The sequence below is a fragment of the Allobosea sp. UC22_33 genome (genome assembly GCF_042700715.1).
In the GTDB taxonomy this organism is placed as follows: domain Bacteria; phylum Pseudomonadota; class Alphaproteobacteria; order Rhizobiales; family Beijerinckiaceae; genus Allobosea.
The window spans coordinates 4,958,474-4,973,176 of record NZ_CP170556.1; the positions used below are offsets into that span (position 1 = coordinate 4,958,474).

A 14,703-nucleotide genomic window follows, 5' to 3' on the forward strand; every position below is an offset into this window, starting at 1 on the left:
AGCGTAGCGTCATGTTCACGACCGAGCCGGCTCCGAGCGAAGTACAGGACAGGCCGGACCGCCGCGAGCGGCCGGCTGCGGCCGTGCCTGCCCAGCTCGCCCGCCTCGCCGATCCCGTCTGGATCGTCGGAACCTTGTGGGCGCGGCGCGGGCTGATCCTGCTCATGGCCCTGCTCGGTCTGGTGCTGGCGATCGTCGCCGCGCTGCTGATGACGCCGAAATACGTCTCGACCGCGCAGCTCTTCATCGATCCGCGCGATCTGCGCGTGCTCCAGAACGACGTCTCGCCCAATACCGTGGGCAGCGACCCGACATCGATCACTGGTTATCTTGAAAGCCAGGCCCGCGTGATCGCCTCCGACAGCATCAAATCGCGCGTCGTCGAGCGATTGAACCTCGACCGCGATCCCGATTTCGGCGGGGGCTCGGCCGGTTTCCTCGCCCGGCTGATGGGAGCCGATACCGGTCCCTCGCCGAAGGCGACGCTCTACGCGCTCGCGGCGCTCGACCGCACCGTGAGCGTCCGCCGCGGCGAACGCACCTTCGTCATCGACATTTCCGCGACGGCACAGGACCCCGACAAGGCGGCGAAGATCGCGAACGCGCTGGCCGAGGCCTATCTGGAGGACCAGACGGCGGTCCGGTCCGAGGCCGCGCAGCGCGCGACCACGGCCCTGACGGGGCGCCTGGAAGAACTGCGCAACCGCTTGCGCATCGCCGAGGAGAAGGCGGAGAAATATAAGGAAGCCAACAATATCGTCGGCGTTGGCGGCCGTTCGCTGAGCGAAGAGCAGCTCTCGCTCAACAACACCCAGCTCGTTGCCGCCCGGACCCGCGCGACCGAAGCCAAGGCCAAATACGACCAGATCACCGCGACGCGCGCTGCCAATATCGAAGCTGGCGCCATACCGGAAGCGGTCGCCTCCAACACCATGACCGCCTTGCGCGCCCAGCTCGGCGCGGCGCTGGCGCGCGAGGCCGATCTCGTCTCCTCGCTCGGCGCCCGGCATCCGGCGCTCGCTTCGTCGCAATCGCAGGTCCGCGATGCCCGCCGCCAGATCGCCGATGAGCTCTCCCGCATCGCCCGTGCCGCCAAGGCCGAATACGACCGGGCGGTCGAGGCCGAGCGTCAGCTCGCCCGCCGTGTCGACCAGCTCACGGCAGGGCAATACGCCGCCGGCCGCGCCTCCGTGCAGTTGCGCGAGCTCGAACGCGAGGTCGAGTCCTCGCGCGTGATCTATGATGCCTTCCTCAAGCGCGCCCGCGAGACCGGCGAGCTCGGCGGCATCGACACCACCAATGCCCGTGTCATCAGCCCGGCCATGCCGCCGCTGGAAAAGAGCGGCATGAGCCGCCGGACGGTCGCCCTGCTCGGCGCCTTCGGCGGCGGCGGGGCCGGCATGCTGCTGGCACTGGGCCTTGCCCTGTTCGCCGTGCCGCGCCCGCCGGCAAGCGCTGAGCCCCGGCCCCGCAAGCCGTTCTGGCGCCGTGCGCCGCGGCCGGTTGCGGCCGAGGCCGTTGCAGCGGAGCGGCCCGTGCCGGCGCCTGCCTCGCCTCGCGCTTCTCCTCCCCCTCCGCCGCAGCCCGCTCCGGCGCCGCGGCAACCGTTCTGGCGCCGCGCGCCACGCCCTGCCGCCGCCGATCCGGCCGAGACCGGACGGCCGGCGCCCTTGCCTCTTTCGCCTGCCGCTCCCCCGTCGCAGCCCGCGGCGGCGCGGCCGGACCCATCACCGCCGGCCGGTTCCACGGGTCTGGGGCCGGCGAGCTGGAGGCGCCTCATGGCGATCCAGGGCGGACAGGCGGATCGCACCGCGAGCCGGCCGGAGCCGGCGGCCGACCCGGTTCCCGAGCCGGTGCGCCCCTCCGTTCCCGCAACCCTTCCGCAAGCCGCTCCGCAACCCGTTGCCGAACCGGCCGCCCTCGCAGCGCTCGGCACCATTCCATCCGTGCGCAACCGCCGCTGGCGGCGCGGCGTGGCGGAAGCGCGCTCGGTCTTCCAGGGGCAGGCGCATCTGGTCGATGTCATCGACAAGCCGCAATCCGGCTTCGCCGAGGCCGTCTCGGCCATCCGCCTCGCACTGGCCGGGGCGGCCGGGGGCGAGCAGCGCCGCCGTGTCCTTGTGCTCGGCCTCGAGCCGCAGGCGGGTGCCACTACCCTTGCCCTCAATCTCGCGCTGGATGCGGCTCGGTCCGGTCTTCCGGCGCTGCTTGTCGATGCGGGTGATGGTGTCCAGGCTTTGACGCCGGTTTTCGCCGCCGATGCGCCGCTCGGGCTCGGCGATGTGCTGGCCGGGCGTGCGGCGCTGGCGCGCGCGATCCTCAAGGACGAAGGCACCGGTCTGACCTTCCTGCCGCTTGCCGGAGACCCGCCGCCGGCGGGGCAGGTCTCTTTGCGGACAGGCCCGTTCGCGGCCGCGCACCGCTTCGGACCGATGATCGTCGATGGCGGCAGCCTGCCGATCGCGGGGTTGATCGGGCGCTTCGCCGAGGCCGTCGACGACATCGTTCTGGTCGCGCGCGACGGGCGCGCCGCCAAGGCCGCGGCCGAGCGCCGGCAGGCGGAGCTCGGGCCGCACGCGAACAAGCTGCGCGGCCTCGTGATCAACGCGGCCTGAACCGTCATTGCTGCGCGGAGCCTGTCCTCGGGCTTGCCGAAGGCAAGTCCCGGGGGCTCGCAATGACGGGTTGAGGGAGCGAAGACCGGGTCAGTTCGTCTCGGGCTTGCGGTACTGCTCGTTCGTGCCGGTGAATTCCGACATCAGCCGGCCGATCGCGACCTGCAGGTGATAGAGGCCGATCAACCCCGAGCGGGTGCGCAGGCCGAGCGCGAGCCCCCTTGGGACGGCCGCGGCAAGCAGGGCGAGCGATTTCGCGAGCACCCGGATGCGGCCGGAAAGCCCCGGATTCTCGCGCCGCTGGATCATTGCCGAGAGGGCGCCGTTGCGCAGCCCGCGCGCGTGAATCCAGGCGAATTCGCTGCGTCGCTCCGGCATGGTCTCGCGCTGCGCGGCCTCCTGCACCCACCAGAAGCGGAAGCCGGCGGCCCTGGCGCGGGTGAAGAAATCCGTGTCGCCGCCGCCGGTGAAATCGAAGCTCTCGTCGAGGAAGGGAAAGCCCAGCCTGTCGAGCACGCTGCGCCGGATCAGGTAGTTGGCACTCGAATAGAGCATCGGAACCGGGCCGGAGCGGTCGTAATGCGATTGGAACACCGGATGCGCCGAGAGCCAGGCCCGCGAGGCATCGGCAAAAACCGGCGTCACCGAGCCGCCGAACAATTCGGCCGGAGCGGTGCGGGCCGCCGTGACGAAGGCGTCGAGCCAGCCGGGCTCGGCCTCCTCGTCGTCGTCGATGCCGAGGACCTGTTCGAGCGCCGGAAAGCGCGTCAGCGCGCAGCGCCAGGCCGCGTTATAGGCCTTGCAGTTGCCCTGGCGCGGCTCGACGATGACGAAACCCTTGAACAGCCCGGCGGCATGCAGGGCGCTGGCGCGGGTGGCGCCGGCCCGCTCGACGCCCTCGTTCTCGACCACGATCACCGCAAAATCATGCCCGCCCGTTTGGCCGGCGAGCGAGCGCAATGTCGCTTCCAGCATATCCGGACGCTTGAAGGTCGGGACGCAGACGACGCTCCTGATTCCCGCCAGCGCTTCCGGCGCCGAGCTCGCCACCACCACAAAGCTTTCGGGCGTGCCGAAGGCCGGCCCGGCGGGGTGGTCCCGCTCGCCTTCCATCGCGCCTTCGGAGGTTTGGCTGGCCATGGTCATCGGCCCGCAGGCTAGGCTGCGCCAGCTTAAGGTTCGGTGTCCGCCTTCGTCGAAAGAGCGGCCGATCCTGCCAGCTCCCATTGATCATAGCCGGCGGCGCAGCTTGACCTGCCCGGGCAATGGGAGGAGTGGAATAGCATCTGCCGACGAGCTTCCTCCTTGCGCCTTGCTTTCCTGACCTCGCTCATCCCCGTCGCCCGGCCCGATACCGGCTTCGAGATCGCCAATGCGGCGATCCTCTCGGCGCTGCGCGAGGCCGGGCACGAGGTCACCGCGATCGGCTTTCTGCGTCCCGGCGAGGCCCCGGCCGAACCGGAGCAGGCGATCGTGGTCGCCGAGGCCGATATCGAGAACGCGGTGGTGCCGGCCGCGCAGAAGCTGCGCTGGCTGGCGGCCGCAGTCCGGTTCGACCTGCCGGTCGCCTGCGCCAAGCTCCGGCTCGCGGGGGCGGGCCGCTTCGCCGAGACCGTCCGGGCGCAGGGTCCCTTCGATGCGCTGGTCCTGAATTCGGTGATGCTGCCCGGCGCCTTTCCCGAGCTGCTGCGGATCGCGCCCTGCATTCTCGTCGAGCACAATATCGAGCATGTCTCGGCCCGCCAGAATGCCGGACATGCCGGGAATCCGGCCCTGCGCCGGCTCTACGGGCGCGAGGCGCGCCTCCTGGAGCGGCTCGAACGAAGGCTCTGGGACGAGGCGCGCTTCATCTGGACGCTGGCCGAGGAAGACCGTCAGGCGCTCGGCGCCGCCTATCGGGAAAAATCCTGTGCCCTGCCGCTGGTCTCCGGCGGCCTGATCGGAGCGCCGCCCGACGATCTGGGCGAGGCTCCGGCCTTCGATATCGGCCTGATCGGCACCTGGACCTGGGGGCCTAATCTCATCGGCCTCGAATGGTTCCTGCGCGAAATCTGCCCGCTCCTGCCGGACGATATCCGCATCGCCGTCGCCGGCCGCGTGCCTGCCGAGCTGCAGGCGCCGCCCGGCGTGACCCTGGTCGGCCGCGTACCCTCGGCTGAAGGTTTCCTGCGCTCCTGCCGGCTGATCGCCCTGTCGAGCCGGGCCGGCACCGGTGTGCAGCTCAAGACGATCGAGGCGATGCAGCTCGGCCTGCCGGCGGTGGCCACGACCCTGTCCTGCCGCGGTTTCACGGAGCTGCCGGCCAATTTCTCCCTCGCCGATACGCCCGAGGATTTCGCCCGGGCTCTGACGGAGCGCGTCACGATGATTCGCGCGGGAGACCGGCAGCGCGTCGATGGCGCCGCCTTCATGGCCGCGCAGCGGCTGGCATTGGCGGAGGGGCTCGCGCGTGGGCTTGCCGCTGCGGTGAGGTGAGACGCTATTCCGCTGCAGCCTTGCCGTTCCGGCGCCCGATCAGGCCGAAGATCGGCCCGGCCGAGACCATCACCAGGAAGACGCGGATGATGTGATGGGCCGCCACGAAGGCGACCTCGGTATGGAGTGCCAGCGCGATCAGGCTCATCTCGGCGAGGCCGCCGGGCGAATAGGCCAGGATCAGCGGGACATGGCCGTGCACCGACATCAGCGCCACGAGCCAGGCGAAGCCCAGCGTCAGGGCGAGCAGGATCGCGGTCGAGCCGACGGAGAGCAGGAGCACGCGCAGGATGGTGCGTGGCGCCGTGCCGACGAAGCGGCAGCCGATCGTCACGCCGAGCACGAGCTGCGCCGCGTTCACGATCTCCGACGGCGGCATCGCGGCGCTGAGGCCCGTGACATGCACGATCGCGCTGACCAGCATCGGGCCGAGCAGGTATTTCGCCGGCATCCGCAGCCAATGGCCGACGATCACGCCGACGATGCCGCAGCCGATCAGCCAGAGTTCGGAGCCCAGCGGCGTCTGCGTGATGGACGGGCCGGCGACGCGTCCACCGCTCAGCGTGACGCCGCCGATCCACTGCACGATGAAGGGCAGCGTCATCACCACGAGCAGGATGCGCGCCGAGTGGATCAGCGCGATGATGCGGGCATCGCCGCCCTTCTCCTCGCCGACCGTGACCATTTCGATCAGGCCGCCCGGCATGCCCGAGAAGAAGGCCGTGACCGGGTCGAACCCGGCGACGCGGCGGAAATAGCTGACGCAGCACAGCCCGCAGGCGACCATGAACAGCACGAGCCCGGCAAGCGTCGGCAGCCAGTTCGGCAGTTGCGAGACCACCTCCGGCTTGAACGAGGCGCCGAGCATCACGCCGATCACCGCCGTCATCGGCGGGCGGATCACGGCCGGCGCGGCGACGGGCAGGCTGATCAGCGCGGCGAAGGTGCAGAACACCATCGAGCCCAGCATCCAGGGCAGCGGCAGCTTGGCCTGCACGAAGAGCCAGCCGCCGAGCCCGCCGAGCGCCAGCGCCAGGGCAAAGCGCCGATAGGGAAAGCGGCTCGGGCAAGCTGGCGCAGGCCGCCCAGGAAATCGTCGAGCAGGACCTTCATCGGCCTGCTCCGCCGTGCCGGATCGGCCGGTCGGTTGCCATGGTCCGAGGACGGACGGAGGGGCAGTGTCGGAGCGTCAAGCGGCAGGGTCCCTTTCCGGTCCCTCCTAGAGGCTGTCGGCGCCCTTGCACAGTCCGCGCCGGGTATGTCGCCCCTGCGCGTCGCGCGGCCGGGACAAGGCGGCCATGTCGCATTGTCATTGGCCGAATTGCCGCGTTTCCTCAATGATTTGTGCGTAGGGATGAAATGCTGGGCCGGTCATCGGCTGCGACCACTGGTTGAGGGTGATGAGCGAGGATCGGCAGTCCGGCCGTCAGGAGCGGCCGGGTTTTGAGGGCGAGGCCCCTGCATGGCAGGAGCCGGCGGCTTCCGCACCTCCCGAGCCCGGATCGTCGCGGTCCGTCCCGATCGTCGAGGCCGAGCCGCCCGATGGCGCGAAGGCAGGCCGAACCGGCTGGCTCGACAGCCGCAGGCAGCGCCTGCGCTATTGGTGGCGCGGCGCCAGCCCGAACCTGCGCGGCTCGGTCTTCATGTTCGCGGCGATGCTCGTCTATGCGGTGATGGTCGCCGGCATCAAGCATGTCGGCCAGGCCATCCCGCTCGTGCAGATCCTGCTGATCCGGCAGGTGATCATGACCGCGATCCTGCTGCTCTTCGCCGCCGGCAGCCTGGGGCAAGCCCTGCATACCGACCGGCTCGGTCTCCAGATATTCCGCAGCGTGGTCACGCTGCTCTCGATGCTCTGCGGCTTCACGGCCATCGTCAAAATCCCGCTCGCTCAGGCGACGGCGATCGGCTTCAGCCAGGTGCTCTTCGTCACCATTGCGGCGGTCCTTGTCCTTAAGGAGGTGGTCGACGGCCGGCGCTGGGCAGCGACCGTGATCGGCTTCATCGGCGTGCTGATCATGCTACGCCCGAGCTCGGAAGGGCTCGATATCTATGCGCTTCTCGCAGTCGCCGGTGCCATCTGCGGCGCTGCGATCACTGTCAGCGTCCGCAAGCTCGCGGCCAGCGAGCGCACCGATACGATCCTGCTCTACCAGGGCATCGTGCTGATCGTGCTGCTGGCCGTGCCGACTTGGGCCTGGTGGCAGATGCCGACGTCCAACCAATGGTTCTGGCTGGTCACGCTCAGCCTGTTCGGCACGGCCGGGCAATGGCTGATCACCCGCGCCTATCAGGTCGGCGAGGCCGCCGCGCTGGCGCCGCTCGATTTCAGCCGCCTGCTCTTGGCGAGCTTTACCGGCTTCGTCTTCTTCGCCGAGATTCCCGAGCTAACCACCTGGCTCGGCGCCGCCGTCGTCATTGGGGCGACGCTCTACACGATCCGCAAGAACGCCCGCACCGTCGCGCCGCCGCCCGCAACCGCCTGATCGGGCCGGGATTGCGCCGGCCCCGTCGCGGGCGCTATGAATCGGCGCACGCCTCTCCGCATGCGTGCCGCCGGGCCTTCGCCCGGCGACATCGACATCCAGAGGCCGGATCATGCGCATCGAAAACGACCCGAAGCTCGACTTCCGCGACGTGCTGATTCGCCCGAAGCGCTCGACGCTGGGCAGCCGCGCCGAGGTCGATGTCGAGCGCTCGTTCCGCTTCGCCCATACGGGGCGGGAGTGGAAAGGTTTTCCGCTGATCGCCGCCAATATGGACGTGGTCGGCACAATGGCGATGGCGCGCGCGCTCCTGAAGCACGGCGCCATGGTCGCCCTGCACAAGCATTACAGTGCCGAGGAGCTGATCGCCTTCTTCCGTGAGCCCGGCTCCGCCAACGCCTTCTACTCGCTGGGCACGACCGATTCCGATCATGACAAGCTGAAGGCGGTCCACGCCCAGTCGCCGATCGGCAAGATCTGCCTCGACGTCGCCAATGGCTATACCGAGAAATTCGTCGAGACGGTCAAGGCGACGCGCGCCGCCTTCCCGGATGCGGCGATCATGGCCGGCAATGTCGTGACCGGCGACATGACCGAGGCGCTGATCCTCGCGGGCGCGGACATCGTCAAGGTCGGCATCGGGCCGGGCTCGGTCTGCACCACCCGCAAGATGACCGGCGTCGGTTATCCGCAGCTCTCCGCCATCATCGAATGCGCGGATGCGGCTCACGGCCTGAAGGGCTTCGTCTGCGGCGATGGTGGGCTCACCGTGCCGGGCGATGTCGCCAAGGCCTATGGCGGCGGCTCCGATTTCGTGATGATGGGCGGCATGCTCGCCGGCCACGACGAGTGCGAGGGCGAGATCCGCTACGAGGAGCGCGACGGCGAGAAGGTGCCGGTGGCGATGACCTTCTACGGCATGTCCTCGGACACGGCGATGAACAAGTATTCGGGCGGCGTCGCCAAGTACCGCGCTTCCGAGGGCAAGACCGTCGAGGTGCCCTATCGCGGCCCGGTCGAGGGCACGATGCAGGAACTGATGGGCGGCGTGCGCTCGGCCATGACCTATATCGGCGCGGTCCGCCTGAAGGAGATGTCGAAGCGCACCACCTTCATCATGGTCGGCAGCCAGCTCAACACCATCTTCGGCAACTGACGCGGATTGGCATTTCCGCCGCTACCGCTTTCCTTGCGCCTGTTGCATAGTCGCCCTGCAACACAGAAAGCCGCTGACGGCTTCGGGGAGACGGGACTATGACGATCAGGATCTTGGGAGCGGCGGTTTTGCTCGCTGCGGGAGCTTCGATGGCGCAGGCGCAGCAGCTCGCGCCGAGCCCGACGCTGGACGCCATCAAGGCGCGCGGCAATCTCGAATGCGGCGTGCATCTCGGCCTGCCCGGCTTCTCCTTCGCCAATGACAAGGGCGAGTGGAGCGGGCTCGACGTCGATTATTGCAAGGCGCTCGCCGCGGCCGTCCTCGGCGATGCCAACAAGGTCAAGTACACCCCGACCTCGGTGCAGCAGCGCTGGCCGATCCTGCAATCGGGCCAGGTCGACGTGCTCTCGCGCAACTCGACCATCACCTTCTCGCGCAACGCGACGCTCGGCCTCAACTTCCAGGGCATCAATTTCTACGAGGGCCAGACCTTCATCGTCCGCAAGTCGGCCAATGCCAAGACGGCGGCCGATCTCGACGGCGCCTCGGTCTGCGTCGCCGCCGGCTCGACCGAGGAGAAGAACGCCGCCGACTGGTTCCGCGAGCGCAACCTCAAGACCACGATCACCAATTTCCAGAAGAACGACGACGCCATCGCGGCCTATGACGCCGGCCGTTGCGACGCCTATACCGCCGGCGTCGGCGCGCTCGCCGGCCAGCGCGCCAAGCTCAAGAGCCCCGACGATCACGTCATCCTGACCCAGCCGATCTCGAACGATCCGCAGGGCCCGGTGACGCGCTGGGGCGACGAGCGCTGGCAGCTCGTCGTGCGCTGGGTGCTGAACGGCATGATCGCGGCGGAGATGCTCGGCGTCACCTCCAAGAACGTCGACGAGATGAAGGCCAATTCGAAGAACACCGAAGTCCGCCGCCTGCTCGGTGCCGAGGGCGGTTTCGGCGCGATGATGGGGCTCTCGAACGACTGGATGTACAACGCCATCAAGCAGGTCGGGAATTACGGCGAGAGCTTCGAGCGCACCGTCGGCATGGGCTCGAGCCTGAAGATGGAGCGCGGCCAGAACCAGCTCTGGACTAAGGGCGGCCTGCTCTTCACCCCGCCCTTCCAGTGAGAGTGGACTTCCCGGACGTCTGCGCTCGACAATGAAGCGCAGCCGTCATTCCGGACAAGCCGCGTAGCGGCGCCGATCCGGAATCTATCGTAGCGCGCATTGCCCTACGATAGATCCCGGGTCTCCGCTTCGCTCCGCCCGGAATGACGGCTGGCTTTCCTCCTCAGCCTCCTGCCGGAGGACCGCGTTTGGCCCAGGTTCTATCCTTCATCAACGACAAGCGCGTCCGGGACTGGTTCTACCAGATCGCCCTGATCCTGCTGCTCGTCGGCCTCACCGTCTTCTTCGTGCGCAACGCCTCGGAGAACATGGTCAAGGCCGGCATCGCCTCGGGCTTCGACTTCCTCTGGCGGACATCGGGCATCGAGGTGCCCTTCGTGTTGACTGGCTACACCCAGTCCGACGACATCTTCGCGCTGTTCTGGGTCGGCGTCGCCAACACCATGCTGGTGACGGTGATCGCGATCGCACTGGCGACGCTGCTCGGTTTCGCGCTCGGCATTGCCAGGCTGTCCTCGCACTGGCTGCTCTCGACCATCGCTGGCGCCTATATCGAGTTCGTCCGCAATATCCCGCTGCTGTTCTTCGTGCTGTTCTGGTATTTCGGCGTCATCGCCGCCCTGCCGCAGCCGCGCCAGAGCATCGGCCTGTTCGGCGTCGCCTTCCTCAACAACCGCGGCATCACCATCCCGCTGCCGGATTCACCCGGCAATTTCCGCTGGGCGGCGCTGGCGATCCTCGTTTCCTGGCTCGGCTACTGGCTGGCCAACGCTTGGGCGCGCCGGCGCAAGGAGCGCACCGGCCAGGATGCGCCGCTGCTGGTCATGGGGCTCGTGCTGATCGTCGCGGTGCCGGCGCTCGCCATTGCCTGGGCCAGCCTCGCCACGCGCTGGGACATCCCCGTGCTGCGCGGCTTCAACTATCGCGGCGGCTTCGTGGTCATTCCAGAATTCGTCGCGCTGCTCGCGGCGCTCGTCACCTATACCGCCGGCTTCATCGCCGAGATCGTGCGCGGCGGCATCGAATCCGTGGCCAAGGGCCAGAGCGAGGCCGCCTCGGCGCTGGGCCTGCGGCCCGGCCGCATCCTCAGCCTCGTCGTCATCCCGCAGGCCTTGCGCGTGATGACCCCGCCCTTGACCAACCAGTATCTCAACGTGCTCAAGAACTCGTCCTTCGGCGCGGCCATCGCCTATCCCGATGTGGTCAGCCTGTTCATGGGCTCGGCGCTCAACAATACCGGCCAGGCGATCGAGATCATCGCCATGACGCTCGCGGTCTATCTCGTCATCGGGCTCGCGGTCTCGGCGCTGATGAACTGGTACAACGCCCGTATCGCCCTGGTGACGCGATGACCCGCACCTCCTCCCTCTCGCTCTGGCGCGAACGCCTCTTCGGCACGCCCTTCACCGGCTTCACCTCGGTGGTGCTGGTCGCGCTGATCGCCTGGCTTGCGATACCGCTGATCCGCTGGGCCGTGATCGATGCGACCTGGGTCGGCTCGACGCGGGCCGATTGCGCCCCCGGCGGCGCCTGCTGGGTCTTCATCCGCGCCCGCTTCGGCCAGTTCATGTACGGGCTCTACCCCGTCGACCAGCGCTGGCGCGTCGATATCGCCGGCATCGCCTTCGTGCTGGGGATCGCGTCGGTCGTCCTGGCGCCGCAGCGCTTCCGCCTGAAGCTCGGCCTCGCCATGCTGGTCATCCTGCCGCCGCTCGGCATCTGGCTGCTCTCCGGCGGGTTCGGCCTGCGCTATGTCGAGACGCGCGAATGGGGCGGGCTGATGCTCACCCTGTTCATCTCGATCTATTCGAGCCTGATCGCGATCCCGCTCGGCATCCTCTTCGCGCTCGGCCGGCAGTCGGAACTCCGGATCATCCGCCTGATCAGCGTGATCTTCATCGAGTTCTGGCGCGGCGTGCCGATCATCGCGGTGATCTTCCTGGCTTCGCTGCTGCTGCCCTTGATCCTGCCCGGCGGCATCGGCATCGACCGGCTGGCGCGCGCCGTGGTCGGGCTCGGCTTCGTCATCGCCGCCTATATGGCGGAAGCGGTGCGCGGCGGCCTGCAGGCCCTGCCCAAGGGCCAGCGCGAGGCCGCGACGGCGCTCGGCCTCACCTATTGGAAGGCGACGGGGCTGATCGTCCTGCCGCAGGCGCTGCGCATCTCGCTGCCGGCGATGACCAATGAGTTCATCGCCTTGATCAAGAACACGACGCTGGTGCTGGTCGTCTCGATCCTCGACCTGCTCGGCATCGCCCAGGCCTCGCTCGCCGATCCCAACTGGGTCGGCATGAACATGGAGGCCTATGTCTTCTCGGGAGCGATCTATTGGCTGATCTGCTTCGCGCTCTCGCGCTGGAGCCGCTCGCTGGAGAAGAAGCGGAGGCTGTGAGGATCCGCACTGTCGTCATTCTCGGGTCGAGCCCGAGCATGACGTACCCTTCACGCAGGCAACAAAAAACCGGCCTTTCGGCCGGTTTTCTCTGTTTGATGCGCCGAAACCCGATCAGGCCCGGACCTTGCTCCGGTCGCGCCGGCGGTCGGCGGCGGGCTGGTAGGCGATGCGGGCGTGGTGGCTGCAATAGGGCAGGCCGGTCTGCGAGCGCGCGCCGCAGAAGCGGAATTCCGGGGTCGTCGGGTCGCCCATCGGCCAGCGGCACATATACTCGCGCAGGTCCATGATGGTGACGCGCTCGGAGAACGGGATCACCACGTCCTCCGATGGCACAGGCGCGGTTTCGACCTCGATCTCCGCCTCGGGGGCGAAGTCCGGCGCCAGCGCATGGGCGCCGCGCGTCGGGGCGGGCGCGGCCATCGGGTGGCTCGGCGTGCGGGCCGGAGCCTTGCGCGGGGCGTTGTTACGCGGCGCGGCGGGCTGTGCCGCGCTCTTGGCCCGGCCCGAGAGGCCGAGGCGGTGGACCTTGCCGATCACCGCATTGCGCGTGACGCTCCCCAGCTCGGCGGCGATCTGGCTGGCGCTCAGCCCGTCGCTCCAGAGCTTCTTGAGCAGCTCGACGCGCTCTTCCGTCCATGCTCCGGCTTCGTTCATCCGCATCACCTGTCTTGTCCGGCCGATCCCTCGCAGGTTCGGCCTTTAAGGGCGCTTCGTGACGGAATCCGGGACCGGCGGTCTTGTCACGGGGACAAAACCGTTGCTGCCGCAACAGACGGTACAGGAGGCGCCGCACGAAATGTCGTATCTGACGGAGCCGACCATACAAGCTGCGGTGACTCGCGAACAAGAAGTCGGCGAATCCCAATTCGGCTTTTCCCCAGGCGATTCGCGATTGAGCGGTCAAGCGAATCCTTTCGGCAACACTGTCCCAGCGGCACTGAATTGACAGTCGCGGCCGCCTTAAGCATATTTATCCACAAGGTGACGCCGCCCTCGATCGGGCGGCGCTTATGTTTGGCGGATCAAGGTCCCGACGATGCGGATGACGGCGCGACGAGAGATCAGGAGCTGGGTGCGACGATAACGTCGTCACCGGGTCTTATCGTGGCTGCATGCCTGCAGCATCCATCCCGGATCGTCGTTCTCCGTCCAGCGCCAATCCGTTTCTCACCCGTCCCCCTCGCGAGGATCTTCGCCCCATGGCTCCCGCCCCTGTTTCCGCCAGCCAGTCCGTGCTTGTCCCGACCTATGCCCGTGCGCCCGTCGCCTTCGAGCGCGGCGAGGGCCCCTGGGCGATCACGGCTGACGGCACGCGCTATCTCGATTTCGGCGCCGGCATCGCCGTCAACGCGCTCGGCCACGCCCATCCGCATCTCGTCAAGACGCTGACCGAGCAGGCCGGCAAGATCTGGCACACCTCGAACCTCTATGGCGCGCCGGATGGCGAGCGGCTGGCCCGCCGGCTTTGCGAGGCGACCTTCGCCGAACGCGTCTTCTTCACCAATTCTGGCGCCGAGGCGAACGAGTGCGCCATCAAGATGGCGCGGAAGTACCACGCCGCGAAGGGCCATCCCGAGCGCTATCGCATCATCACCTTCGAGGGTGCCTTCCACGGCCGGACGCTGGCGACCATCGCCGCCGGCGGCCAGCAGAAATATATCGACGGCTTCGGCCCAAAGGTCGACGGCTTCGACCAGGTGCCCTTCGACGACGAGAAGGCGCTGCGCGCCGCGATCACGCCCGAGACCGCCGCGCTGATGATCGAGCCGATCCAGGGTGAGGGCGGCCTGCGCTCGGTGCCGGCCCGCTTCCTCAAGCTGCTGCGCGATCTCTGCGACGAGCACGGCCTGATGCTGATCTTCGACGAGATCCAGACCGGCGTCGGCCGCACCGGCAAGTTCTTCGCCCATGAGAAATACGGCGTGACGCCGGACATCATGTCGATCGCCAAGGGCATCGGCGGCGGCTTCCCGATGGGCGCCTGCCTCGCGACCGAAGAGGCCGCGTCCGGCATGACGCTCGGCACCCATGGCACGACCTTCGGCGGCAACCCGCTCGCCATGGCGGTCGGCAATGCCGTGCTCGACGTGGTGCTGGCGCCCGGCTTCATCGAGAATGTCGGCCAGATCGCTCTTCGCCTGAAGCAGTCGCTGGCCGAGCTGAAGGACAAGCATCCCGAGGTCATCGCCGAGATCCGCGGCGAGGGCCTGATGCTCGGCCTCAAGCTGCACACGCTCAACACAGACTTCGTCAACGAAGCCCGCGCCCACGGCCTGCTCGTGGTCGGTGCCGGCGACAACGTCGTGCGCTTGCTGCCGCCGCTGATCATCTCCGAGGCCGATGTCGCGGAAGCCGTGTCGCGTCTCGACAAGGCGGCGTCCGGCATCGAGGTGACGCTGAAGCGCCCGGCAGCCGAATAATTTCACCCCCAGATCCCACCAGCGAA

General features: G+C 68.3%; 11 protein-coding genes. 8 read left to right on the plus strand and 3 right to left on the minus strand.

Translation table 11 applies throughout. The annotated features are described in order from the left end of the window. Positions 1-11 precede the first annotated feature (11 nt). Positions 12-2,615, plus strand: coding sequence for a Wzz/FepE/Etk N-terminal domain-containing protein (locus ACFJGT_RS23975; protein ID WP_377843486.1), 2,604 nt, complete (start codon positions 12-14; stop codon positions 2,613-2,615). Positions 2,616-2,705: 90 nt separating this feature from the next. Here the strand turns inward: ACFJGT_RS23975 and ACFJGT_RS23980 are convergent, their stop codons facing one another. Then, on the minus strand, positions 2,706-3,755 hold the full coding sequence (locus tag ACFJGT_RS23980; protein WP_377843489.1) for a glycosyltransferase family 2 protein: 1,050 nt from the start codon (positions 3,753-3,755) through the stop codon (positions 2,706-2,708). 165 nt (positions 3,756-3,920) lie between these two features. On the opposite strand from ACFJGT_RS23980, the gene ACFJGT_RS23985 reads away from it, so the two are divergent. Then, positions 3,921-5,090, plus strand: a complete 1,170-nt coding sequence (locus ACFJGT_RS23985; protein ID WP_377843491.1) for a glycosyltransferase — start codon at positions 3,921-3,923, stop codon at positions 5,088-5,090. Between the two features lie 4 nt (positions 5,091-5,094). On the opposite strand, the gene ACFJGT_RS23990 is transcribed toward ACFJGT_RS23985, so the two are convergent. Next, positions 5,095-6,126, minus strand: coding sequence for an AbrB family transcriptional regulator (locus tag ACFJGT_RS23990; protein ID WP_377849058.1), 1,032 nt, complete (start codon positions 6,124-6,126; stop codon positions 5,095-5,097). Between the two features lie 364 nt (positions 6,127-6,490). Between ACFJGT_RS23990 and ACFJGT_RS23995 the strand changes: the two genes are divergently transcribed. From ACFJGT_RS23995 to ACFJGT_RS24015, 5 genes are all read left to right on the plus strand, one after another. Beyond that, a complete protein-coding gene (locus tag ACFJGT_RS23995) occupies positions 6,491-7,576 on the plus strand; it encodes a DMT family transporter (RefSeq protein ID WP_377843493.1) in 1,086 nt (361 codons plus the stop codon). 112 nt (positions 7,577-7,688) lie between these two features. Further along, complete coding sequence (locus ACFJGT_RS24000) at positions 7,689-8,732, plus strand: GMP reductase (RefSeq protein WP_377843495.1); 1,044 nt, start codon at positions 7,689-7,691, stop codon at positions 8,730-8,732. 98 nt (positions 8,733-8,830) lie between these two features. Beyond that, complete coding sequence (locus ACFJGT_RS24005; protein ID WP_377843498.1) at positions 8,831-9,862, plus strand: amino acid ABC transporter substrate-binding protein; 1,032 nt, start codon at positions 8,831-8,833, stop codon at positions 9,860-9,862. A 188-nt stretch (positions 9,863-10,050) separates the two neighbouring features. Continuing rightward, positions 10,051-11,214, plus strand: a complete 1,164-nt coding sequence (locus ACFJGT_RS24010) for an amino acid ABC transporter permease (protein ID WP_377843500.1) — start codon at positions 10,051-10,053, stop codon at positions 11,212-11,214. Continuing rightward, positions 11,211-12,254, plus strand: a complete 1,044-nt coding sequence (locus tag ACFJGT_RS24015; RefSeq protein ID WP_377843502.1) for an amino acid ABC transporter permease — start codon at positions 11,211-11,213, stop codon at positions 12,252-12,254. Before ACFJGT_RS24010 ends, ACFJGT_RS24015 begins: the two co-directional genes overlap by 4 nt. A 114-nt stretch (positions 12,255-12,368) precedes the next feature. Here the strand turns inward: ACFJGT_RS24015 and ACFJGT_RS24020 are convergent, their stop codons facing one another. Beyond that, positions 12,369-12,911, minus strand: coding sequence for a GcrA family cell cycle regulator (locus tag ACFJGT_RS24020; protein ID WP_377843504.1), 543 nt, complete (start codon positions 12,909-12,911; stop codon positions 12,369-12,371). A 545-nt stretch (positions 12,912-13,456) separates the two neighbouring features. Here ACFJGT_RS24020 and ACFJGT_RS24025 point away from each other — a divergent pair. Continuing rightward, positions 13,457-14,677: an aspartate aminotransferase family protein gene (locus ACFJGT_RS24025; protein WP_377843506.1), complete on the plus strand. Its 1,221-nt coding sequence runs from the start codon at positions 13,457-13,459 to the stop codon at positions 14,675-14,677. Positions 14,678-14,703: the final 26 nt, after the last annotated feature.